Source organism: Paraburkholderia sp. CNPSo 3281 (genome assembly GCF_024206515.1).
In the GTDB taxonomy this organism is placed as follows: domain Bacteria; phylum Pseudomonadota; class Gammaproteobacteria; order Burkholderiales; family Burkholderiaceae; genus Paraburkholderia; species Paraburkholderia nodosa.
The window spans coordinates 102,590-123,698 of record NZ_JAMBPS010000006.1 but is presented as its reverse complement, the minus strand read 5'-3'; the positions used below and the strand labels follow the sequence as shown (position 1 = coordinate 123,698).

Here is a 21,109-nt window from a genome sequence, read left to right as displayed (position 1 = left end):
GGCCGTTGAACCGTCCTCAGCGCTCGAACCGTATGAGCCGCGCCGCGTGCACCGCCGTGAGCGCGACGGCGAGCCAGATCGGCACGTAAGTCGCGAGCTGGCGCATGCCGAGGTGCTCTCCCAGCAGCGTGACCGAAACGATCACGAGCAGCACCGGCTCGACATAGCCAAGGATGCCGAAGAGCGCCATCGGCAGCAGCCGGCTCGCCTTCAGGTACGAGGCGAGCGCGACGGTGCTGAGCACGCCGAGCCCGGGCAGCAGCACGAAGGCGAGGAACTTGTGCGCATCGAGCAGCGCGAGCGAGCCACCCGCGCGCACTTCGATCACCGCCACCGGCACGAGCAGCAGCATTTCCACGGCGAAGGTGACGAGCGAATCCGCGTGAATCTTGCGGCGCAGCACGAAATACGGCGGATAGCCGAACGCGACGAGCAGCGTGGGCCACGAGAACGCGTGCGTCGCCCACAACTCGTGCGCCACGCCCACAGCGGCGCACGCCACGGCGAGCCATTGCAGCGGTTCGAGGCGCTCGTGATAGTAAAAGCGCCCCACCAGCACCATGATGAGCGGTAGCAGAAAATAGCCGAGCGACACCTCCAGCATGCGCCCGTGCAGCGGCGCCCACAGAAACACCCACAGCTGCGAGCCCAGCAACGCGGCACTCGCCACCAGGGCGAGCGCGGTGCGCGGCTCCTTCACCATGCGCGCGACGAGCGCGCGCAACTGCGGGGCGCGCTTGCGCAGCACCAGCAGGGCCAGCGCACCGGGCGCGGTCCAGATCACGCGCCACGCGAAAATATCGAGGCCGCCGAGCGGCGCGAGCAGGAGCGTATAGGCCGACATCAGCGCGAACAACGCCGAAGCGCCCGCGGAAAGCGCAATGCCGCGCCCGGGTTCGTACTGGTTCATCGGGACACGCGGGGACGGAAAGCGCTAACGGCGGAATCGCGAGCGGTGCGGTGCGTAGTTTTCGCACGCGCGGGTAAAAACGTTGTCATTTGAATCGGCTATTGAATAAGGCGTGGGCGGGCGTTGCCGTCGGCGAGACCGCATTCTAGTCGCGTTTGGGCGGCGGCAGGCGCCGCAAACCCACGCCGGACAAGGCGGGCACACGCCGTGCGCGCTCCGGGATCTGGTGCAGGCCGAGCAATTTTGTCCGGCAGATCAGGCCACGATGGACTAGAACGTAAGTCTCGCCATGCCAGCCCGCCGTCGCCTTAACTGGCTGGAATTCGTGGCTGGAATTCGCTTCGACGAGCGAGATTTCACCAGCGCCGCTGGAGTCGCGCCCGGCTTATCCCGGAGCGCCACGCCAACGCCCGCCGCCGCGATTCACGACGCCGTCCCCAACGTCCAACGCCCCCTGGAGCCCGCATGCCATCTTCTGCGCCCCGCCACGCCGTTGCCGACCCCGCCAGCGCATTTGCCCTTTCCCCCGCCGCCAGCGCATTTGCTGCCGAAGTGCGCGCCGGTTTGATGCGCTCGCCGCAAAAGGAATTGCCGTCGAAGTATCTGTATGACGAAGTCGGCTCGGCCCTCTTCGAGGTCATCACCGTGCTGCCCGAATACGGCGTCACGCGCAGCGAAGAGCGCTTGCTCACGCGCTACGCGTCCGAGATCGTCGAGGCGCTGCCCTCCGACGTGAAAGTCGCCGAACTCGGCAGCGGCAGCGGCCGCAAGACGCGCCGCATTCTCGAAGCGCTTTGCCGCAAGCGCCCGACGTCGTACTGCCCGATCGAGATTTCGCGCACCGCGCTGCAGCTGTGCCGGCGCGAGCTGGCCGACATCGAGCGCATTTCGATCGTCGGCTACGAGCGCGACTATCTCGCCGGACTGTCCGAAGTGAGCCGCCAGCGCAAAGAGGGCGAGCAACTGCTCGTGCTCTTTCTCGGCAGCACGATCGGCAACTTCGCGCGCCTCGCGGCTACGCGCTTCCTGCGTGACATCCGCGCGATGCTGCGCCCCGGCGACACGCTGCTGCTCGGCACCGACCTCGTCAAGCCCGTGGACACGCTGATCGCCGCCTACGACGACGCCATCGGCGCCACGGCCGCGTTCAACCTGAACCTGCTGTCGCGCATCAACCGCGAGCTGGACGCCGACTTCGACCTGCACGACTTCGAGCACGTCGCGCGCTTCAATCCGGACGTGCGCAGCATCGAGATGCATCTGCGTGCGAAGCGCGACGTGCACGCCGAGGTGCACTCGGCGAATCTCAGCGTCGAGATCGGCGCAGGCGAGACCATCTGGACCGAGAGCAGCCACAAGTATCACGCCGATGAAATTCCGGCGATCGCCGCCGATGCGGGCTTCGAATGCACGCGTCAGTGGGTCGAAAAGGAATGGGGATTCGCGGAGAGCCTGCTGGCCGTGAAGTAAGCGGCGTCCGAAACGAAAAAGCGGTGCGCCAGATGCCTGGCGCACCGCTTTTTTATCGGGCGATGTTCAATGCTGCTCGAAGCGTTCGTAACGTTTTTCGCTCAGGCGTTCCTCGCTTTCCACCGAACTGACATGCGCGGCCGGTGGCCCGTGGCGCAACCACGAAAGCATGCGGTCCACCTGGTTCGCCGTGCCCTGGATCACGGCTTCGACTGAGCCATCCTCCATGTTCGCGACGTAGCCGCGAATGCGCAACGCGTGCGCCTGGCGCACCGTCGCGTGACGAAAACCCACGCCCTGCACCGTCCCGCGCACGCGCACGTAATACGTTTCGAGGCGCGTATCCAGATCCGGTTCGCTCATTGTTCGTTTCTCCATGCAGGCTTTACGGTCGGCATTGTAGACGCCAACGCGCGCACGCGCCGCCCCGCGGCACGTACAATCCGTGCCACGCCGCCGCGCCAACACCGAACATGGAAACGACCCAGCAATGACCGACACCTCCCGAGCCAACCGCGATCTCGTGCTGATCACCGGCGCGTCCGGCTTCGTCGGCTCGGCCGTCGCCCGCATCGCGCAGGAAAAGGGCTATGCCGTGCGCGTGCTGGTGCGCGCGACGAGCCCGCGCAAGAACCTCGAAGCGCTCGACGCCGAAATCGTCACCGGCGACATGCGCGACGCCGCCTCCATGCGCCGTGCGCTCGACGGCGTGCGCTACCTCTTCCACGTGGCCGCCGACTACCGCCTGTGGGCGCCCGATCCGCACGAGATCGAGCGCGCCAACCTCGAAGGCGCCGAGGCCACCATGCGCGCGGCGCTCGACGCGGGCGTGGAGCGCATCGTCTACACGAGCAGCGTTGCCACGCTCAAGGTCACGAGTTCGGGCAACTCCGCCGACGAAACCTCGCCGCTCACCCCCGAGCAGGCCATTGGCGTGTACAAGCGCAGCAAGGTCCTTTCCGAGCGCGCCGTGGAACGGATGATCGAGCGCGACGGCCTGCCCGCCGTGATCGTCAATCCGTCCACGCCGATCGGACCGCGCGACGTGAAGCCCACGCCCACGGGCCGCATCATCGTCGAAGCGGCGACGGGCAAGATTCCCGCGTTCGTCGACACCGGCCTGAACCTCGCGCACGTGGACGACGTGGCAAACGGCCACTTCCTCGCGCTGGAACGCGGACGCATTGGCGAGCGCTACATCCTCGGTGGCGAGAATCTGCCGCTGCAGCAGATGCTCACCGACATCGCCGGCATGGTGGGCCGCAAGCCGCCCACGATCGCGTTGCCGCGCTGGCCGCTCTACCCGCTCGCGATGGGCGCGGAAGCCGTGGCGCGCTTCACGAAGCGCGAGCCGTTCGTGACCGTCGATGCGCTGAAGATGTCGAAAAACAAGATGTATTTCACGTCGGCGAAGGCGGAACGCGAACTGGGTTATCGCGCGCGGCCGTATCGCGAGGGCCTGAAAGACGCGCTCGCGTGGTTCCGCGAGGCCGGCTATCTGAACGCCAAATGAGGGAAGCCGAGGAAACTGTTACAACTTTTCTTGCGACATGCGTACAACGCCTGAAGGGCAATGCGCGCAAGCTGCGGGTAGAATCGCGGGTCTTACCTGAGAAGCTCGCATGAATCTTCAAGACCAGATTGGCGTGCTCGAAGCGGGCGTCGATCAGCTCCTTCAGGCCGCCGCCGCCGCGCACGCACCGCGCGCCGATGAACGCGCCGCCGCAGTTCCCCAGCAGGACACTCCCATTGCAAGCAGCGAAGCGGAGCAAGCCGTCGCTGAGCAGCCGCACACCGTCGCCGTCGATACGGCCGCGGAGGCTGCCGATGCCGCGGCCGCAGAACCCGTTGAAGCCGCCAATGCAACCGTGACCGACACTGCCGAAGCCATCGAACCCGCTGCCGAGGCGGCCAACGCTGCGTCTGCGCAGCCCGAATTGCACGTGGCGCGCCCGTCGCAAAACGAGATCACGCTGACGATCGGCGGCCAGACGGTGACGCTCAACGCGCTGCAAGTCGGCCAGATGATCGAGGAACTGTCGAACGCACGCGCTTCGATGCAGCCCGAACCGCCGCCCGGCATTCCGCAAGGCTGGCGTTTCGCATCGACGAAGAATCCGATGATGGCCGTGCAGAAACAATCCAACGGCGACCGCCTGCTGGTGCTGCGGCACACGGGCCACGGCTGGGTGCCGTTCACGTTCTCGCCCGACATCGTCGTGCAGATGTACATGCTGCTCACGCAGCGCTAACGCGCGCGCGGACACCATCAAAATAAAAAAAGCCGTCGAAACCGACGGCTTTTTTCATTGGCGGCGCCTGGTTACGAGCGCCTCAACGCCCCTGCACCGGCGCCTGCACGCGCGCCTTCCACTGACCGCCCTTGCCGCGCCAGAAGCGCCATGCCGACGCGAACGTCGCGCCCACATAGAACAGCGCGACGAGCGGCAGGAACGGCGCCCACAGCGGCGAGCGCCGGTAGTAGGCGAGCATGGGCGCGTAGGCGCAGCACATCAGCGCCCAGGCGATCCACGCGGGCCAGCCCTGCGGCCCGAGCACGAGCGCGACCACGGGAGGCGCGAGATAGATGACCGTCATGCCGAGCAGCGTGCCCGCCAGCTGCCACGCCGAGTAATGCAGCTGCGTGAAGGCCGTGCGCGCGATCATGTTCCAGATGTCTTTCCACGAATCGTACGGGCGCAGCGACACGCTCTTCGCGGCAACGTCGAGCCGGATCGGGTGATGCCCTTCGCCGCGATGCTTGATGCGCGCGGCGAGGCTGCAGTCGTCGATCAGCTCGGCGCGGATCGACTCGATGCCGCCCGCCTCTTCAAGCGCCTGGCGGCGCACCAGCATACAGCCACCGGCCGCGGCCGCCGTGCGGTTCTTCGGGTTGTTGACCCACGAGAACGGATAGAGCTTCGCGAAGAAGAATACGAACGCCGGTATCAGCGCCTTTTCCCAGAAGGAATCGCAGCGCAGCCGCACCATCAGCGAGACGAGGTCGCGGCCTTCGGCCTGCGCGCGCACCACGAGCTGCGCGAGCGCTTCGGGCGGATGGCCGATGTCGGCGTCGGTGAGGAGCAGGTAGTCGGCGGGCAGCTTGAGCGTGCGCACCGCCTCGATGCCCTGCGACTGCGCCCACACCTTGCCCGACCAGCCCGCCGGCAGCGGCTTGGCGGTAATCACACTGAGCTTTTCCGGGCGCTGCAGCGCGAGCGCGGCGGCGCGCGCGGCTTCCGCAGTGCCGTCGGTGCTGTGGTCGTCGATCACGATCACGTGAAACTCGCCGCCGTAGTCCTGCTGGAGCAGCGAGCTGACGGCCTCGCCAATCGCGTCGGCCTCGTTGCGCGCCGGCACCACGGCGCACGCGGCAGGCCAGCCGGCCGCGGGCTCGACGATCGGCAGCGGCTCAGCCGGGCGCGCGCGCCAGAAACCGCCGCGCCCGAACAGCAGCACGAGCCAGATCAGCAGCGAGAGACAGGAGACGGCAAACAGAATGGTCGTAGTCATGCGTTGTTACTCTCGATCGAAGATGCGCGCACGCCCACGCGGCGCGACAGCCACATGGCCGCCGTGCGCAGAAGCACCACGGCCCAGTCGGGTGCGCGCAGCGCAGGCCGCGCGCGGAACACATCGTAGTCGTTACGCTCGATGACTTCGAGCATGCGCAGGCCGCCGTGCACGACGCTGCAGAGTTCGAGGCTGAAGCGCCCCGGCACGCGCAGTGCGAGCGGCGCGCCGCTTACCATCAGCGCCTTCGCCCGCGCCACTTCGTTCGACATCAGCCCGCGCCAGGCGTCGTCCACCTTGCCCGCGGCGATCTGCGCTTCGGTCACGCCAAAGCGTTCGCGGTCGGCGAGCGGCAGGTAAATGCGGCCGCGCGCCCAGTCGGCGCTCACGTCCCGCAAGAAGGTGACGAGCTGCAAGGCGGTACAGATCGCGTCGGAATCTGCCAGATTCTCCGGCGTCGCTTCGCGGATCAGATGCAGCATCAGATGGCCGACCGGGTTCGCCGAGCGCCGGCAAAAGTCCAGCAGCTCGAAGCGGTCGGCATAGCGCGTCGTGTCGATATCCTGATCGAACGCCGCGACGAGGTCGTAAAACGGCGCGAGCGGCAGGCCGCACTCGCGCACCACGTCCGCGAGCTTCGCGAACAGCATGGGGTGCACGCGTGCGGGGCGGCCTTCGGCCACGGCGTTCAGGCCTTCGCGAAAATCGGCGAGGCGCGTGTGGCGTTGCTCGGGGCTCCAGTCGCCTTCGTCCGCGATGTCGTCGAGCGTGCGCGCGACGTGGTAGATCACGCCGACAGGCACGCGGAGCGCCTTCGGCAGCAGTACACGCGCTACCGGAAAATCGTCGTAGTGGTCGGGTTCCATCGAGGCGTCCAGAATGGGGTCGTATCCCCGGGCGCCATCCAGGCGACCCGCAGGACGCCATATTTTAAGGGTTCCCGGAGTATGTTGCACCGCGCAACGCCCGGACGCCGGCTTCGGGCGCCGTGCTGCCCAGCGTGCGCGACGCGCGTTGCGCGGGCCGTGGGAGCGCCACGCAGCGGGCTTTTCGGGAAAAATTGGACGCTAAGCGGGCTGCGCCGTCGCGCGCACGCCGCACTTGCGCGTGCTCCACACAGCAAACGAAAGGCGAAGGGGTTAAAATGCGCGTCTGGTTTTTACTCCGTCACCCTTTGGCGGATTTTTGCATCCTTAATAATTAGACAGCCGCAGGCGATCAGGTCATTTTTACCGATTCGCTCGCCTTTTGCGGCAGTCGGAGTTCGCCACCTTATGCGAGTGATCCTTGCCCAACCCCGCGGCTTTTGTGCGGGGGTTGTCCGCGCTATCGAAATCGTCGATCGCGCACTGCAGAAACACGGCGCGCCGGTCTACGTGCGCCATGAAATCGTCCACAACCGTCACGTGGTCGAAAACCTGCGCAACAAGGGAGCGCGTTTCGTGGAGGAACTCGACGAAGTGCCGGAAGGCGCCGTGGCGATTTTCAGCGCCCACGGCGTGGCCAAGACCGTGGAACGCGCCGCCGAGGAACGCGACCTCGACGTGCTCGACGCCACCTGCCCGCTCGTCACGAAGGTTCATGTGCAGGGCCGCCAGTACGTCGCGGCGGGCCGCACGCTGATCCTGATCGGCCATGCCGGTCACCCTGAAGTGGAAGGCACGATCGGCCAGATTCCCGGCACCGTGCTGCTCGTGCAGAGCGAAGCCGATGTTTCGAAGCTCGATCTGCCGCTCGATGCACCGCTCGCATACGTGACGCAAACCACGCTTTCGGTGGACGACACGCGCGGCATCATCGACGCGCTGCTCGCGCGGTTCTCCGACATCGTCGGTCCGGACACGCGCGACATCTGCTACGCGACGCAGAACCGCCAGGCAGCGGTGCGCGAACTGTCGGATCAGGTGGAGGTTCTGCTCGTCGTTGGCGCGACGAACAGTTCGAACTCGAATCGTCTGCGCGAGATCGGCAGCGAAACGGGTGTGCCGAGCTATCTCGTCGCCGACGGCTCGGAAGTGAAGGCCGAGTGGTTCGCCAATGTGCAAACGGTCGGCATCACGGCCGGCGCATCGGCGCCTGAAGAAATGGTTGAGAACGTCATTGACGCGCTGCGCGCGTTGGGGCCTGTCGAGGTGTCGACGATGGCGGGCCGTGAAGAAAAAGTCGAATTCAAGCTGCCGTCGAAGCTCTTGCAACCGCTCGTCGCGCGCGAAGTTTAAGGAGGACACGCTTTGTCTATTCCGCTGCTACAAAAAGTCCGCGTTGGCTCGTACATCTTCCGCCAGCATTTCAGCGGCAACAAGCGCTACCCGCTCGCGCTCATGCTCGAGCCGCTGTTCCGCTGCAATCTCGCCTGCAATGGCTGCGGCAAGATCGACTATCCGGATCCGATCCTGAACCAGCGCCTGTCGCTGGAAGAATGTCTCGAAGCCGTCGATGAGTGCGGCGCGCCGGTCGTTTCCATCGCAGGCGGCGAGCCGCTCCTGCACAAGGAAATGCCGCAGATCGTCAAGGGCATCATGGCGCGCAAGAAGTTCGTGTATCTCTGCACGAACGCGCTGCTCATGGAAAAGAAGATGGACGACTACCAGCCGAACCCGTACTTCGTCTGGTCAGTGCACCTCGACGGCGACCGCGAAGCGCACGACCACTCGGTCTCGCAGGAAGGCGTGTACGACAAGGCCGTCGCGGCGATCAAGGAAGCCAAGCGCCGCGGCTTCCGCGTGAACATCAACTGCACACTGTTCAACGACGCCGTGCCCGAGCGCGTGGCGAAGTTCTTCGACACGGTCGGCGAGATCGGCGTGGACGGCATCACGGTGTCGCCGGGCTATGCGTATGAGCGCGCCCCGGACCAGCAGCACTTCCTGAACCGCGACAAGACCAAGAACCTGTTCCGCGAGATCTTCAAGCGCGGCAACAACGGCAAGAAGTGGTCGTTCAGCCAGTCGAGCCTGTTCCTCGACTTCCTGGCCGGCAACCAGAGCTACCAGTGCACGCCGTGGGGCAACCCGGCGCGCACGGTGTTCGGCTGGCAAAAGCCGTGCTATCTGGTCGGCGAAGGTTACGTGAAGACCTTCAAGGAGCTGATGGAAACGACCGACTGGGACAAGTACGGCACGGGCAAGTACGAGAAGTGCGCGGACTGCATGGTCCACTGCGGCTTCGAAGCCACCGCTGTGATGGACACCGTCGCGCATCCGCTCAAGGCCGCGCGCATCGCCCTCTCGGGCCCGCGCACGACGGGCGCGTTCGCGAAGGACATCCCGCTCGAAGGCGCGCGTCCGGCTGAGTACGTGTTCTCGCGTCACGTCGAGATCAAGCTCGAAGAGATCAAGAACTCGGCCAAGACGAAGAAGCCGGTTACGGTCGCGGCTAGCTAAAGCGGTTTTCGCCACAGGCGAATGAAACGCGAAAAGGGCGCAACGGTTTTAGCCGTTGCGCCCTTTGTCTTTTTCGTCACTTCGCACTGAACGGCGACACCGTTGCATTCGCCGTGGTCGTGCTCGCCGCCGCCGGCGTCCACCGGTACACCACCGCGCTCGCAGCGTTGTAGTTGTCCTTCGTCACGACATACTCGCCCGTCGAGCGCCGATACGCGCGCAGCCCATACATCGAATCCACGTCATTGCCCACGTACACCGCGTTCGAGTTGCTGTCGATGAGCGTCGTATCGATCGCGCCCGTGGTGAGATTGAACGCATCGATGTTCGGCACGGTGTGCACGTAGCCCACGAACAGATAGTTTCCGGCGGCCGCGATCGATTTGGGATTCGCGCTCGTGAGCGTGATCACCGGATTCGGTGCGCTCGTATTGCCGGCGAGCCAGCCGTGATACACCTCGACGCGCGTGCCGACCGCCGTCCAGTCGGTGATGCTCGCGTCCTCACCCGTGAGTATCATCGTGTCGCTTTCGGGCAGATAGACGATGCGGGTGAGCCGCGAGATCGTGGCGGGAATCGGCGTGGTGATCGCGGCGCCCCAGAGCGGCTTGCCGGTCGAGTCGAAGCCGGTCAGCGGGTAGTGGGAAATGACGTTGGTCTTGTCGAGGCCGACCCACAGGTCGCCCTTGCCGTCGAGACAAAAGCCGTTGCGCACCGGGGCCGTCGTATTGAACGCCGATCCCGGCAGCGTGTAGTCCGGAATGGCGATATAGCCGCTCGCCGCGTTGAAGTGGAAGAAGTAGAACGTATCGGGATTCTGGCCGGCCGCCACGAGAATACGCTGGCCACCCACGCTCGCCACCTGCGCGAAATGCTCGCCGCGCGCGGTGTCGGCGAGATTGATGCGCGGATCGGACGGATACGTGATGGGGTCGATGGTGTTGGCCACGAAGGTGCCGCCAGCCGTGCCCGAATAGAGGTTCATGCCGCCGTAGAACAGCGCGCCATCGGTGCCCGGATCCGGCGCCGCGTTGCCTTCGAAGTTGAGCGACTGAAGCTTCCAGCGCAGCGTGCCGGTGCCGTCGTAAGCCTGCAGATCGGTGCCGCCGTTGCGGCCGAGGTCCCACGAGCCGCCCCACGGATTGTTCAGCACGTACAGCGTGCCCGCGGAATCCTTGCCGATGCCGACCACACGCGTAAAGCGCTTGTCGCCCACCTGCCCCTTGATGCCCGTGGTCGTGTCGAGAAAGCCGCCCAGCACGCCGAACGTGCCGGTTTGCGAAGGCGTGCCCGCTACGCTGAAGGTCTTGATGTTCATGTCTGGACCCGAGTCGCCGATCATCAACTGTGAGGTCTGCGAATCGAAATACAGCGACGACGGCCGCGCCGAGGACGCCAGCTGGATCGTGTTCAAGAGCTGGCCACCGGCGCTGAATTCGAGCACGGCGCCCGCGCTCTTCTGGGCGACCCAGAGGTTGCCGCCCGCGTCGAGCGTCAGCGCGCCCGGGCCCGCCACGCCGAAATCGCGTTGCCAGGCGCCGTCGGTGGTGTACACGCGCACGCGGTTGCCTGGGAAATCGCTCACGTAGAGCAGCGAGCCGGAGGTCGCGAGTCCGGTGATGACATCGGCGAGCTTTTCGGTCGTATCGGCGCTCACGGCGATCAGCAGGTCGCGCGCGCCGCTCGTGCGGTTGTAGCGCCCCACGTTGCCGCTGCCATATGTGGCGTTGTACTGCATCGCGACGAACAGCGAAGTCGCGTTGCCCGTGATTGCGCCGCCCTGGAAGTCGCCGTGCCCGCCGATCGAACCCAGGTTCTGGCCGTTCTGGTAGATCGCCACACCGCCTTCGTTCTCATCCCACATCGACGACGTGTAGATGACGCCTTCGGGCGCGACCCACATCGAGCGGGCCACGTTGCCCACGTGCGTCGCGTTGATGCCATAGGTGTTCGCAATCCAGTCGGTGGAGTATTGCGCTTCGCAAACGGGCGTAACCGTCGCGGTGAGAGCGGCGGCAAGCCAGGCTGCGCCGATTCGATGCGAGTTCATGAAATTCTTTGATTCGTACACCTTACGGTGCAACGGTTGAAGATGCGGCGTTGCCCACGCGGCAAACGCGCAGTCTGATTCCCGACGATTCGAATCCGTGCGCGCCGCCGCGCGCGGCGTCATGCGTCGAACTGGTGTGGAACTTCGTCAAAGTTAACGGCAGCCGCACTGCAAGAATTGAGTGCTTTTTGAGCGAACGCCGAGCCGCGAAGATTACAGGCGTAAAAAAGGCGCGACGGCCTTCGCCGTCGCGCCTCATGCTGAACGTATCCGCTCAGTCGGCAGTCAGCAGCACTTCCCTGCGCCCGACCCATAGCGGGCGTTTTGCCGCTCGCGGAAAAACTCCTCGTAGGTCATGACCGGGCGGTCGGGATGCGTCTCGCGCGCATGCGCGACGTAGCCCTCGTAGTCCGGCAAACCGACCATCAAACGCATGGCCTGGCCGAGATAGCGCCCGGCCGTCTGTACGTTGTCGCGAAGTCCCGAGAACATGATGTGCTCCGTTCAGTAACGTCGATTCAATGCACGCGATTGGTCACGGCCGCCGCGCCGCCGGCCGGCATCGCCTGATACGGCGTTTCCTGCACGGTCGGACGGTCGATGCGGCGCGCACGCGCAATCGCGATCAGGCCATACGCAACGATGCTCACCACAACGAAGATAAACAGGCCCGAGAGCGCGGCATCGACGTAGTCGTTGAAGACCATGCGCTGCATCTGCTCGAGCGACTTGGCGGGCGCGACGATCTTGCCATCCGCGATCGCCGCCGACAGCTTCTGTGCGTGCGCGACGAAACTCACCTTCGGGTTGCTGTCGAAAATCTTTTGCCAGCCCGCCGTGAGCGTGCAGATGAGGAGCCACACCGTAGGCAGTGCCGTGACCCACGCGAACTTCTCGCGCTTCATCTTGAAGAGCACGACGGTGGCGAGCATGAGCGCGATGCCGGCGAGCATCTGGTTCGAGATGCCGAAGAGCGGCCACAGCGTATTGATGCCGCCAAGCGGATCGACCACGCCCTGGTAGAGGAAGTAGCCCCACGCGGCCACGCACAAGGCAGTGGCAATCAGGTTGGCCGGCAGCGACTCCGTGCGCTTGAGCGACGGGTGGAACGTGCCGAGCAGGTCTTGCAGCATGAAGCGGCCCGCGCGCGTGCCCGCGTCGACGGCGGTCAGGATGAAGAGCGCCTCGAAGAGGATGGCGAAGTGATACCAGAAGGCCATCATCGCCTCGCCGCCCACCACCTGGTGCAGGATCTGCGCCATGCCCACGGCCAGCGTCGGGGCGCCGCCGGCGCGCGCGACGATGGTCGTTTCGCCCACGGCCTGCGCGGTGTGCGTGAGCATCTCCGGCGTGAGCACGAAGCCCCAGTGACCCACGGTTTGCGCGATGGCGTCCGGCGTCGTGCCAAGCACGGCGAGCGGTGCGTTCATCGCGAAGTACACACCCGGCTCGATCACCGAGGCGGCCACGAGCGCCATGATCGCGACGAACGATTCCATCAGCATCGCGCCGTAACCGATGAAGCGCGCGTTGGTTTCGTTATCGAGCAGCTTGGGCGTCGTGCCCGACGAGATCAGCGCATGAAAGCCCGATACCGAACCGCATGCGATCGTGATGAAGAGGAACGGGAACAGGTTGCCCGACCACACCGGGCCCGTGCCGTCGATGAACTTCGTGAAAGCCGGCATCTTCAGTTCCGGTGCGACAATCAGAATGCCGATCGCGAGCGCGAGAATCGTGCCGATCTTCAGGAACGTCGAGAGGTAGTCGCGCGGCGCGAGCAGCAGCCACACCGGCAGCACCGAAGCGACGAAGCCATAGCCGATCAGGATCCAGGTGAGCTGCGTGCCCGTGAATGTGAACCAGGCTGCCAGCGTGGGCGAATCGTGCACGTGCTGGCCGAAGGCAATGGAAGCCATCAGCAGGACGAAACCGATGATCGAGATTTCCCCGATCTTGCCCGGGCGGATGTAGCGCACGTACAGGCCCATGAAGATCGCGATGGGAATCGTCGCGGCCACCGTGAACGTGCCCCACGGCGAATTCGTGAGCGCCTTCACCACGATCAGCGCGAGCACCGCGAGAATGATGATCATGATGAGGAAGGTGCCGAACAGCGCGATCACGCCGGGCACCGGGCCGAGTTCCATCTTCACGAGGTCGCCCAGCGAGCGGCCGTCGCGGCGCGTGGAGAGGAACAGCACCACGAAGTCCTGCACGGCGCCCGCGAACACCACGCCGGCGAGAATCCACAGCATGCCGGGCATGTAGCCCATCTGCGCGGCCAGCACCGGGCCCACGAGCGGACCCGCACCCGCGATCGCCGCGAAGTGATGGCCGAACAGCACGTATTTGTTGGTGGGCACGAAGTCGAGCCCGTCGTTGTGGCGCACGGCCGGCGTCATGCGCAGGCCGTCCAGCTGCAGGACCGTGCTCGCGATGAAGCGGCTATAGAAGCGATACGCGATCAGATAGACGCACACGGCGCAGATCACGATCCACAGTGCGCTGATTCGCTCGCCGTGCGCGAGCGCGATGGTGCCAAACGCGAACGCGCCAAGCAGCGCGACCAGCGTCCAGACGACAAAACTGGATGTCCGACTCATGCGGTGTCTCCATTGTGTTTTTAGCTTTGTGTCCGGCATCGGAACCGGACCCTCGCGCGCCGTCCACAGCATCGTGGCGAGGGCGGCGCAGCATGACGCATTGCGCCATGTCGTGGGCGGTAGTATTCGCTTTCAGACCGTCAGCCACAACCGGACAACTACGTAAGCGCGCTACGTAGAATTACGTAGAGAAGGCAACAGTTCGTTGCGCATGCAACGATAGTCGTACCCGGCGCGCAACGCGTCGCGCAAGGACACCCTCTCGCGCGGCGCGTGAATTGGCGCCTGCGCCGCGCGCGCCCGGTTATGCTTGCAGACTCAGCTTCCGAACGCCGTCATGCCCGCCCCATTTTTCTTCGCCGATCGCCGCCTGAAGACGAAAATCTTCCTGCTCGCGGTCGTGCCGTTCCTCGCAGCCATTGCCGGCATCGGGATCGGCGTGCGCCAGCAGGCCACGCAGCTCGCGCAAACGCAGCACGCGACCATGCAGAGCGCCTATCTGTCGAGCAAGGAGATCGAGCTGCGTCACTACGTGGAACTGGCCACGAGCGCCATCGCGCCGCTCTACGCGCCCGAGGAAAACGCCAGCGCCGCGTTGCCCGCCCCCGAGAGCGAAGCCGACCGCCAGCTGGCCGCGCTAGCCGTGCTGCAGAAGATGGACTTCGGCCCCGACGGCTATTTCTTCGTCTACGACATGCACGGACGCTCGCTCATGCATCCGCGCGAAGCCGCGCTCGTCGGCCAGGATCTCTGGAACCTGCGCGACCCGCAGGGCGCGCTCACGATCCAGCAACTGATTGCCGCAGCCCAGCGCGGCGGCGGCTACGTGCGCTATATGTGGCACCGGCCGTCCACGGGCAAGCTCGCGCCCAAGCTCGGCTATGTCGTGCCGCTGCCGCGCTGGGGCTGGATGATCGGCACCGGTATCTATCTCGACGACGTCGATTCGACGCTCGCGCACATCGACGAGCGCGCTTCCGCGAATATCGAGCACACCATTCAATGGCTCGGCGTGATTGCACTCGCGGGCGTGCTCGTGATCGCGCTCGGTGCGCTCGTGCTCAACGTGAGCGAGCACCGCAGCACTGACGCCAAACTCAAACGCCTCGCGCAGCAGGTGGTCGAGTCGCAGGAGCAGGAGCGGGCGCGGCTCTCGCGCGAACTGCACGACGGCATCAGCCAGATGCTCGTTTCGGTGAAGCTGTTGCTGGAGTCGGCGCTGGCGCGCTTCGAGCGCGGCGAAACGCGCGTGCCTGCCGCCGAAGCGTCGCTCGCCACCGGCCTCTCACGTCTTTCCGACACGCTGCGCGAAGTGCGCAGCATCTCGCACGCCCTGCGCCCCTCGATGCTCGACGACCTGGGCCTCGCCGCCGCGCTGGAGCAACTCACGCGCGAGATGGCCGAGCAAACGGGCATCGAGATCGCCTTCACGCAAGCCGCGCCGAAGCCGGCGAGCCGCAAGGCGCCGGTGCCCGCGCTGCCGGACGCGGTCAATACCGTGCTCTTTCGCATTGCGCAGGAAGCGCTCACCAACATCGTGCGGCACGCGCAAGCGGCGCGCGCCGCGCTCACGCTGGAGGTCGCCGCGAGCGGCGTGACACTCGGCGTTGCCGACAACGGCCGCGGCTTCGACGTGGCGCACGCGCTGGCCGACCCGCGCGCGGGTCTGGGCCTACGCAACATGCGCGAGCGCCTGGAGGCGCTGGGCGGCCGCCTCGACATCACCTCGCAGCCTGGCCATACGCTCGTCACCGCGTGGGCGCCTATTGCGTCCAATACGGCGTCCAATGCAGCATCCCGAGCCGCCGCTGTATCAGGAACGCCGACATGACGATGACGAATGCAAACGTGAACGACTTGACCAGCCCCGGTGCCAGGCCCGCGCGCCTCGTCCTCGTGGACGACCATCCGCTCGTGCGCGACGGCCTGCGCGCACGGCTCGAAGCCGTGCCGGGTTTCGAGGTGGCAGGCGAAGCGGGCAACGCCGACGAGGCCATCGCGCTCGCCGCGTCGCTCGAACCCGATCTCGTGCTGATGGACGTGGGCATGGCCGGCGTGAACGGCATCGCGCTCGCGGGCATTTTCCACGAGCGTTTTCCGGCCATCCGCGTGTTGATGCTGTCGATGCACGACAACGTCGAATACGTGACCGAGGCGGTGCGCGCGGGCGCGAGCGGCTACGTGCTCAAGGATTCGCCGGCCACCGAGATCATCCGCGCGATCGAGGCGGTGCTGGCCGGGCGCACGTATTTCAGCGCGGGCTTGAGTGCACGCATGATCCAGGCGTCGGCGCGCAGCACGCCCGTCGAGCGTCTCACGCCGCGCGAGCGGGATATTCTCGACGCGCTCGCGCAAGGTCTTTCGAGCAAGCAGATCGCGCAGCGCGAGGGGCTTTCGGTGCGCACGGTGGAAACGCACCGGCTCAACCTAAAGCGCAAGCTGGAGATCGAAGGCCAGGCGGAGTTGATCAAGTTCGCGGTGGAGTACCGCAGAAAGTGAAACGGGCGCTCCGGCTTACCCGGAGCGCCCGCAAAGTCACAGTGCGTGTGCAACCACCGATCGACGATCAGCTGCGCGCGTTGTGGTCGACGAGGAACTTGATGAGGCCGTCGATGCCGCCCTTGGCGATCTGGTCGGCAAATTGCGTCTGGTAGACCTGGATCAGCCACGCACCCATCATGTTGATGTCGTAAATCTTCCAGCCGTTGGGCGTTTGCGCGAGACGGTAGTCGATGGCGTCGTCGCCGCCGTTGCTGATCACATGCGACTGCACCACGGTGTCTTTCGCGCCCCCACCGGTGTTCGAGGGGGCGAACTTGAAGGTCACCTGGGTATCGCGAAGTTGCGAGAGCGACGAGGCGTACGTCTTCACGAGCAGGAGTTGAAATTGCTCATACAGCTTCTGCTGCTGTTCGGGCGTAGCCGTCGCCCAGGGTTTGCCAACGGCGATCCGCGTGGTGCGTTTGAAGTCGGTGGCGGGAACGAAATGGGTCTCGACCACCTGGGTGATCTTGTTCATGTCGCCGCCGCGTGCCTGCGGGTCGGCCTGCATCGCCTTCACGGTGCCTTCCACGGCGGCCTTGACGATGGTGTCCGGCGTGGTCTGCGCGAACGCGGCGCCCGAAACGCCCGTGAAACAGGCGGCGACGAAAAATGCGGTCAGGTAACGTTTCATACGCTCTTCTGGAACAGTGAAATTCAGGCGCCGGTACAGTGCGACACAGTGCGTGCGGTTACGTGCAAGTGCAATCACGTAACCGTCGCGCCGCCGGCTGAGCCAGTATAACGGCTTTGGCAGATGCGCTGCCGGGGCGCCGCCTGAGCCCAGGTGTGCATGACCCGCGCCGGGACGGGCGGGGCCGGTATACTTCTGCGTTTCGCGTCAAAGAACCTAATTGACAGGGCCCCCTCGCCTGTATGCTGAAGCCATTCATCATTAGCCTCGTCGCCTGGTCGGTGCGCCGCGCGGCGTGGGTGATCACACTCGCGATCGTGCTTGCCGTGCTCTCCGGCGTGTACGTTGCGAAGCATTTCAAGATCAATACCGACGTCAGCGGTCTCGTCGAGAACACGGCCCAATGGGCCGCGTTGAGCGAAGCCAAGGACAAGGCGTTCCCGCAGCGCGCGAGCTCGCTGCTCGTGGTGGTCGAAGCCGACGCGCCCGAGCTTGCCGACGCCGCCGCCGACAAGCTCGCGCAAGCGCTCAAGGCCGACTCGCGCGAATTCAGCGCCGTCTCACAGCCCGCGGGCGGCCCGTTCTTCCAGCACAACGGCCTGCTCTTTCCGTCCACGGCCACCGTGCTCTCGACCACGGGCCAGCTCGTGCAGGCGCGCCCGCTCGTGAACCAGCTCGCGAAGGACCCGAGTCTCGCGGGTCTGGCCGGCACGCTCACGACCACGCTGCAACTGCCGCTCACGATCGGCCAGATCAAGTTGCCGCAAATGGCGAATCTGCTTGGCAGCGCCGCCACCGTCGTCGACGAGGTGCTCGCCGGCAAGCCCGCGGCGTTCTCGTGGCGCGCGCTCGTCGACAAGGACTCGGCCACGAAGCCCGCGTTCGCGTTCATCACCGTGCAGCCGGTACTCAACTTCGCCGCGCTCAAGGCGGGCGCGAACGCGTCGGAGGCGATCCGCACGACCGCCGCCTCGCTTCATCTCGACAGCGAATTCGGCGCGCGCGTGCGCCTCACGGGCGAACAGCCGCTCGCCGACGACGAGTTCGCCTCGGTGCAGGACGGCGCCGCGCTCAACGGCGTGATCACGCTCGTCGTCGTGCTCGTCATCCTGTGGCTCGCGCTGCGCTCGGGCAAGCTGATCGGCGCAACGCTCATCACGCTCGTGATCGGTCTCGTCATCACGGCCGCGCTCGGCCTCATGATGATCGGCTCGTTCAACATGCTCTCGGTCGCGTTCATGGTGCTGTTCGTGGGGCTAGGCGTCGATTTCGGCGTGCAGTTCGGCGTGAAGTATCGCGAGGAGCGCTTTCAGGACGAGCGGCTCGACGCCGCGCTCCTCAAGACGGCGCGCACCATCGGCGTGCCGCTCACGCTCGCGGCCATCGCCGTGGCCGAAAGTTTCTTTTCGTTCCTGCCGACCGCCTACAAGGGCCTTTCGGAGCTCGGGCAGATCGCGGGCGTGGGCATGTTCGTGGCGTACGTCTGCAACATGACGGTGCTGCCGGCGCTGATCCGCGTGTTCAATCCCAGGGGCGAGCGCGCCTCGCCGGGCTTCGCGTTCCTCGCGCCCGTGGACAAGTGGCTCGCCGAGCACCGCAAGCCCGTGCTGATCACCACGCTCATCATCGTGGTGGGCGCGACGCCCTTGCTGCTGCATCTGCGCTTCGACTTCAATCCGCTGCATCTTAAGGATCCGCATACCGAGTCGATGGCGACGCTGCTCGCGCTCAAGAACTCGCCGGTCATCTCGATCAACGACGTGAGCGTGCTCGCGCCGTCGCTCGAAGAAGCCGACAAGATCGCCGCGCGGCTCTCGAAGCTGCCGGATGTGGCGCGAGCCACCACGCTCAGTTCGCTGATTCCCGACGATCAGCAGCAAAAGCTCATGCTGATCTCGAGCGCCGCACAGCAGCTTCTGCCCGCGCTCACGCAGCAGCCGTCCTCGCCCGTGACCGATGAAGTGCGCGTGCAGACGCTCAAGCGCGCGGCCAACCAGCTCTCGCTCGCCGCAAGCGACCATCCGGGGCCGGGCGCGGCCGAGGCGCAGCATCTGTCCGACTCGCTCGCGAAGCTCGCGAACGCGAGCCCGGCCACGCGCGACCGCGCGGAAACCGCCTTCAGCCTCACGCTCAAGCTCGCCTTCGCGCAGCTCGCGCGCCTGTTGCAGCCCTCGGAAATCACGCGTGAGAACCTGCCGCCCGAGATGGCGCGCGACTGGGTGGCACCGACCGGCCAGGCGATCGTGGACATCGCGCCGCGCGTGCCGCCGGGCGTCGATTCCAACGACGACGTGATGCTCGCGCGCTTCGCACACGCAGTGAAGGCGGCGGAGCCGAACGCGATCGGCGGGCCGATCTCGATCCTGCACTCGGCGAACGTGATCATCCTCGCGTTCTTCCAGGCAGCGGGGTGGTCGGTGCTGCTCATCACGGCGCTGCTCTGGATCACACTGCGCAATTTCGGCGACGTGCTGCGCACGATCATTCCTCTGCTGGTATCGGCGCTCGTCACGCTCGAACTGTGCGTCGTCTTCGGAATTCAGCTAAATTTCGCCAACATCATCGCGCTTCCCCTGATGCTCGGCGTCGGCGTCGCGTTCAAAATCTACTTCGTGATGGCCTGGCGCGCGGGGCAAACCGGCCTCCTGCATTCGAGCCTCACACACGCGGTGCTTTTTTCCGCCGCGACCACGGCCACGGCGTTCGGAAGTCTGTGGCTATCGCATCATCCGGGCACGTCGAGCATGGGCAAGCTGCTCGCACTGTCCTTGTTCTGTACGCTGATAGGCGCCGTGGTGTTCCAGCCGGTGCTGATGGGCAAGCCGCGCGCAAAGCGCCAGAGATCGGAAACTCAGGGGATCGACCAATGAAGAAGAATCAAGCCGCGCTCACCATGGCGGCGGCGGGCCTGGCGCTCCTCGTGACGTCGGGTTGCGCCACGGGCCCCGACCGCAAACCGGGCGATCCGTTCGAGCCCGCGAATCGCGCAATTTTCACGTTCAACGACAAACTCGACACCTACATCGCGCAGCCGGTCGCCAAAGGCTACCAAAAGGTGACGCCGCAGCCGCTGCGCCAGGCGATCACGAACTTCTTCTCGAACATCGGAGACGTCGACAACTTTGCGAACAACGTGCTGCAGCTGAAGATCACCGACGCCGTCGAGGATCTGATGCGCATCGCGATGAACACGACCTTCGGTCTGGGCGGCTTGATCGACTTCGCGACGGCGGCGGGGCTGCCCAAGCATCATCAGGACTTCGGCCTCACGATGGGCCACTATGGCATGCCGGCCGGCCCGTATCTCGTGCTGCCGCTGTTCGGGCCCAGTTCGGTGCGCGACGGCATCGGCATGGCCGTGGACGTGAAGTTCAACGTCATCAACTACTTCGAGCCGGCGGTGCGCAACCCGATGTATCTCGCGCAGTTCATCAGCGCGCGCGCGGACCTGCTCGGCGCAACCGACCTGCTCAAGCAGGCCGCGCTCGACCCGTATTCGTTCGTGCGCGACGCCTACCGCCAGCAGCGTGAATCGCTGATTCGCGGCTCGCGCGGCAGCAATGCGCCGCTGCCCAATTACGGCGAACCGGGCGGCGACGAGACACCGAACGAGAATGGGGCCCCCAATTACGAGGACCCGGGCGAGTCGGGCGGTGCCGGCGGCGCGGGTGGCGCGGCCGCCCCCGGCGCTTCGAACAATGGTCTGCCGAATTACGAGGATCCGGGCGAGGGGAGCGCGGCGGGCGCTGCCGGGGCTGCGGCGACGACGGGTGCGGCCGCGGCGGGCGCGGGTCCGGGTGCGGCTGCGGCGGCCGGCACGGCGGGTGTCGCGGCAGCGGCGGCCGCTTCCGCACCGGCGACGGCATCCGCGCCTGTCGCGGCTTCGGGTGGGACGGCGGTGCCAGCGAAGCCTGCGTCGGCGCCCTGAAAGCAACATAGCGCCCCCGTTTGCGGGCCGGCGGCGTCTGAACGCAAAAAACCCGGCAACCTGGAAAGGTTGCC

Annotated in this window: 17 protein-coding genes; 9 read left to right on the top strand and 8 right to left on the bottom strand. The window is 65.7% G+C overall.

From position 1 onward, the window contains the following. Positions 1-16: 16 nt before the first annotated feature. Positions 17-910 (bottom strand): EamA family transporter RarD, encoded by an 894-nt coding sequence (gene rarD / locus M3I56_RS09445; protein ID WP_254353577.1) that lies wholly within the window; start codon positions 908-910, stop codon positions 17-19. 465 nt (positions 911-1,375) lie between these two features. Here rarD and egtD point away from each other — a divergent pair, with 465 nt between their 5' ends. Next, positions 1,376-2,380: an L-histidine N(alpha)-methyltransferase gene (egtD, locus tag M3I56_RS09440; protein WP_302056743.1), complete on the top strand. Its 1,005-nt coding sequence runs from the start codon at positions 1,376-1,378 to the stop codon at positions 2,378-2,380. 66 nt (positions 2,381-2,446) lie between these two features. Here egtD and M3I56_RS09435 read toward each other — a convergent pair whose 3' ends face one another. Continuing rightward, positions 2,447-2,743: an acylphosphatase gene (locus M3I56_RS09435; RefSeq protein WP_254353576.1), complete on the bottom strand. Its 297-nt coding sequence runs from the start codon at positions 2,741-2,743 to the stop codon at positions 2,447-2,449. 127 nt (positions 2,744-2,870) lie between these two features. Here M3I56_RS09435 and hpnA point away from each other — a divergent pair, with 127 nt between their 5' ends. Continuing rightward, a complete protein-coding gene (hpnA, locus tag M3I56_RS09430) occupies positions 2,871-3,893 on the top strand; it encodes a hopanoid-associated sugar epimerase (RefSeq protein ID WP_254353575.1) in 1,023 nt (340 codons plus the stop codon). A 109-nt stretch (positions 3,894-4,002) separates the two neighbouring features. After that, positions 4,003-4,632, top strand: coding sequence for a hypothetical protein (locus M3I56_RS09425; protein WP_254353574.1), 630 nt, complete (start codon positions 4,003-4,005; stop codon positions 4,630-4,632). A gap of 82 nt (positions 4,633-4,714) precedes the next feature. Here M3I56_RS09425 and M3I56_RS09420 read toward each other — a convergent pair whose 3' ends face one another. Continuing rightward, on the bottom strand, positions 4,715-5,893 hold the full coding sequence (locus tag M3I56_RS09420) for a glycosyltransferase (protein WP_254353573.1): 1,179 nt from the start codon (positions 5,891-5,893) through the stop codon (positions 4,715-4,717). Beyond that, positions 5,890-6,759, bottom strand: a complete 870-nt coding sequence (hpnC, locus tag M3I56_RS09415) for a squalene synthase HpnC (RefSeq protein ID WP_254353572.1) — start codon at positions 6,757-6,759, stop codon at positions 5,890-5,892. The genes M3I56_RS09420 and hpnC overlap by 4 nt, the downstream gene beginning before the upstream one ends. 408 nt (positions 6,760-7,167) lie before the next feature. On the opposite strand from hpnC, the gene ispH reads away from it, so the two are divergent. Together ispH and hpnH are read left to right on the top strand one after the other, a co-directional pair. Beyond that, entirely contained in the window at positions 7,168-8,112 is a 945-nt protein-coding gene (gene ispH, locus M3I56_RS09410; RefSeq protein WP_254353571.1) for a 4-hydroxy-3-methylbut-2-enyl diphosphate reductase, read from the top strand. A 12-nt stretch (positions 8,113-8,124) separates the two neighbouring features. Further along, positions 8,125-9,276: an adenosyl-hopene transferase HpnH gene (hpnH, locus tag M3I56_RS09405; RefSeq protein ID WP_028202781.1), complete on the top strand. Its 1,152-nt coding sequence runs from the start codon at positions 8,125-8,127 to the stop codon at positions 9,274-9,276. A gap of 76 nt (positions 9,277-9,352) precedes the next feature. Here hpnH and M3I56_RS09400 read toward each other — a convergent pair whose 3' ends face one another. The 3 genes from M3I56_RS09400 to M3I56_RS09390 all read right to left on the bottom strand — a co-directional run bounded on the left by M3I56_RS09400 (position 9,353) and on the right by M3I56_RS09390 (position 13,932). Beyond that, positions 9,353-11,326: an SMP-30/gluconolactonase/LRE family protein gene (locus M3I56_RS09400; RefSeq protein ID WP_254353570.1), complete on the bottom strand. Its 1,974-nt coding sequence runs from the start codon at positions 11,324-11,326 to the stop codon at positions 9,353-9,355. Between the two features lie 285 nt (positions 11,327-11,611). Next, positions 11,612-11,818: a YbdD/YjiX family protein gene (locus tag M3I56_RS09395; protein ID WP_028202784.1), complete on the bottom strand. Its 207-nt coding sequence runs from the start codon at positions 11,816-11,818 to the stop codon at positions 11,612-11,614. 26 nt (positions 11,819-11,844) lie between these two features. Continuing rightward, on the bottom strand, positions 11,845-13,932 hold the full coding sequence (locus M3I56_RS09390; protein ID WP_254353569.1) for a carbon starvation CstA family protein: 2,088 nt from the start codon (positions 13,930-13,932) through the stop codon (positions 11,845-11,847). A 337-nt stretch (positions 13,933-14,269) separates the two neighbouring features. On the opposite strand from M3I56_RS09390, the gene M3I56_RS09385 reads away from it, so the two are divergent. Further along, positions 14,270-15,763 (top strand): cache domain-containing protein, encoded by a 1,494-nt coding sequence (locus M3I56_RS09385; RefSeq protein WP_254353568.1) that lies wholly within the window; start codon positions 14,270-14,272, stop codon positions 15,761-15,763. 2 nt (positions 15,764-15,765) lie between these two features. Then, on the top strand, positions 15,766-16,431 hold the full coding sequence (locus M3I56_RS09380; protein ID WP_254353698.1) for a response regulator transcription factor: 666 nt from the start codon (positions 15,766-15,768) through the stop codon (positions 16,429-16,431). Positions 16,432-16,498: 67 nt separating this feature from the next. Here M3I56_RS09380 and M3I56_RS09375 read toward each other — a convergent pair whose 3' ends face one another. Then, complete coding sequence (locus M3I56_RS09375) at positions 16,499-17,107, bottom strand: phospholipid-binding protein MlaC (protein ID WP_254353567.1); 609 nt, start codon at positions 17,105-17,107, stop codon at positions 16,499-16,501. Between the two features lie 242 nt (positions 17,108-17,349). Here M3I56_RS09375 and M3I56_RS09370 point away from each other — a divergent pair, with 242 nt between their 5' ends. Further along, positions 17,350-19,977 (top strand): MMPL family transporter, encoded by a 2,628-nt coding sequence (locus tag M3I56_RS09370; RefSeq protein WP_254353566.1) that lies wholly within the window; start codon positions 17,350-17,352, stop codon positions 19,975-19,977. Next, positions 19,974-21,035, top strand: a complete 1,062-nt coding sequence (locus M3I56_RS09365) for a VacJ family lipoprotein (RefSeq protein ID WP_254353565.1) — start codon at positions 19,974-19,976, stop codon at positions 21,033-21,035. Before M3I56_RS09370 ends, M3I56_RS09365 begins: the two co-directional genes overlap by 4 nt. Positions 21,036-21,109: the final 74 nt, after the last annotated feature.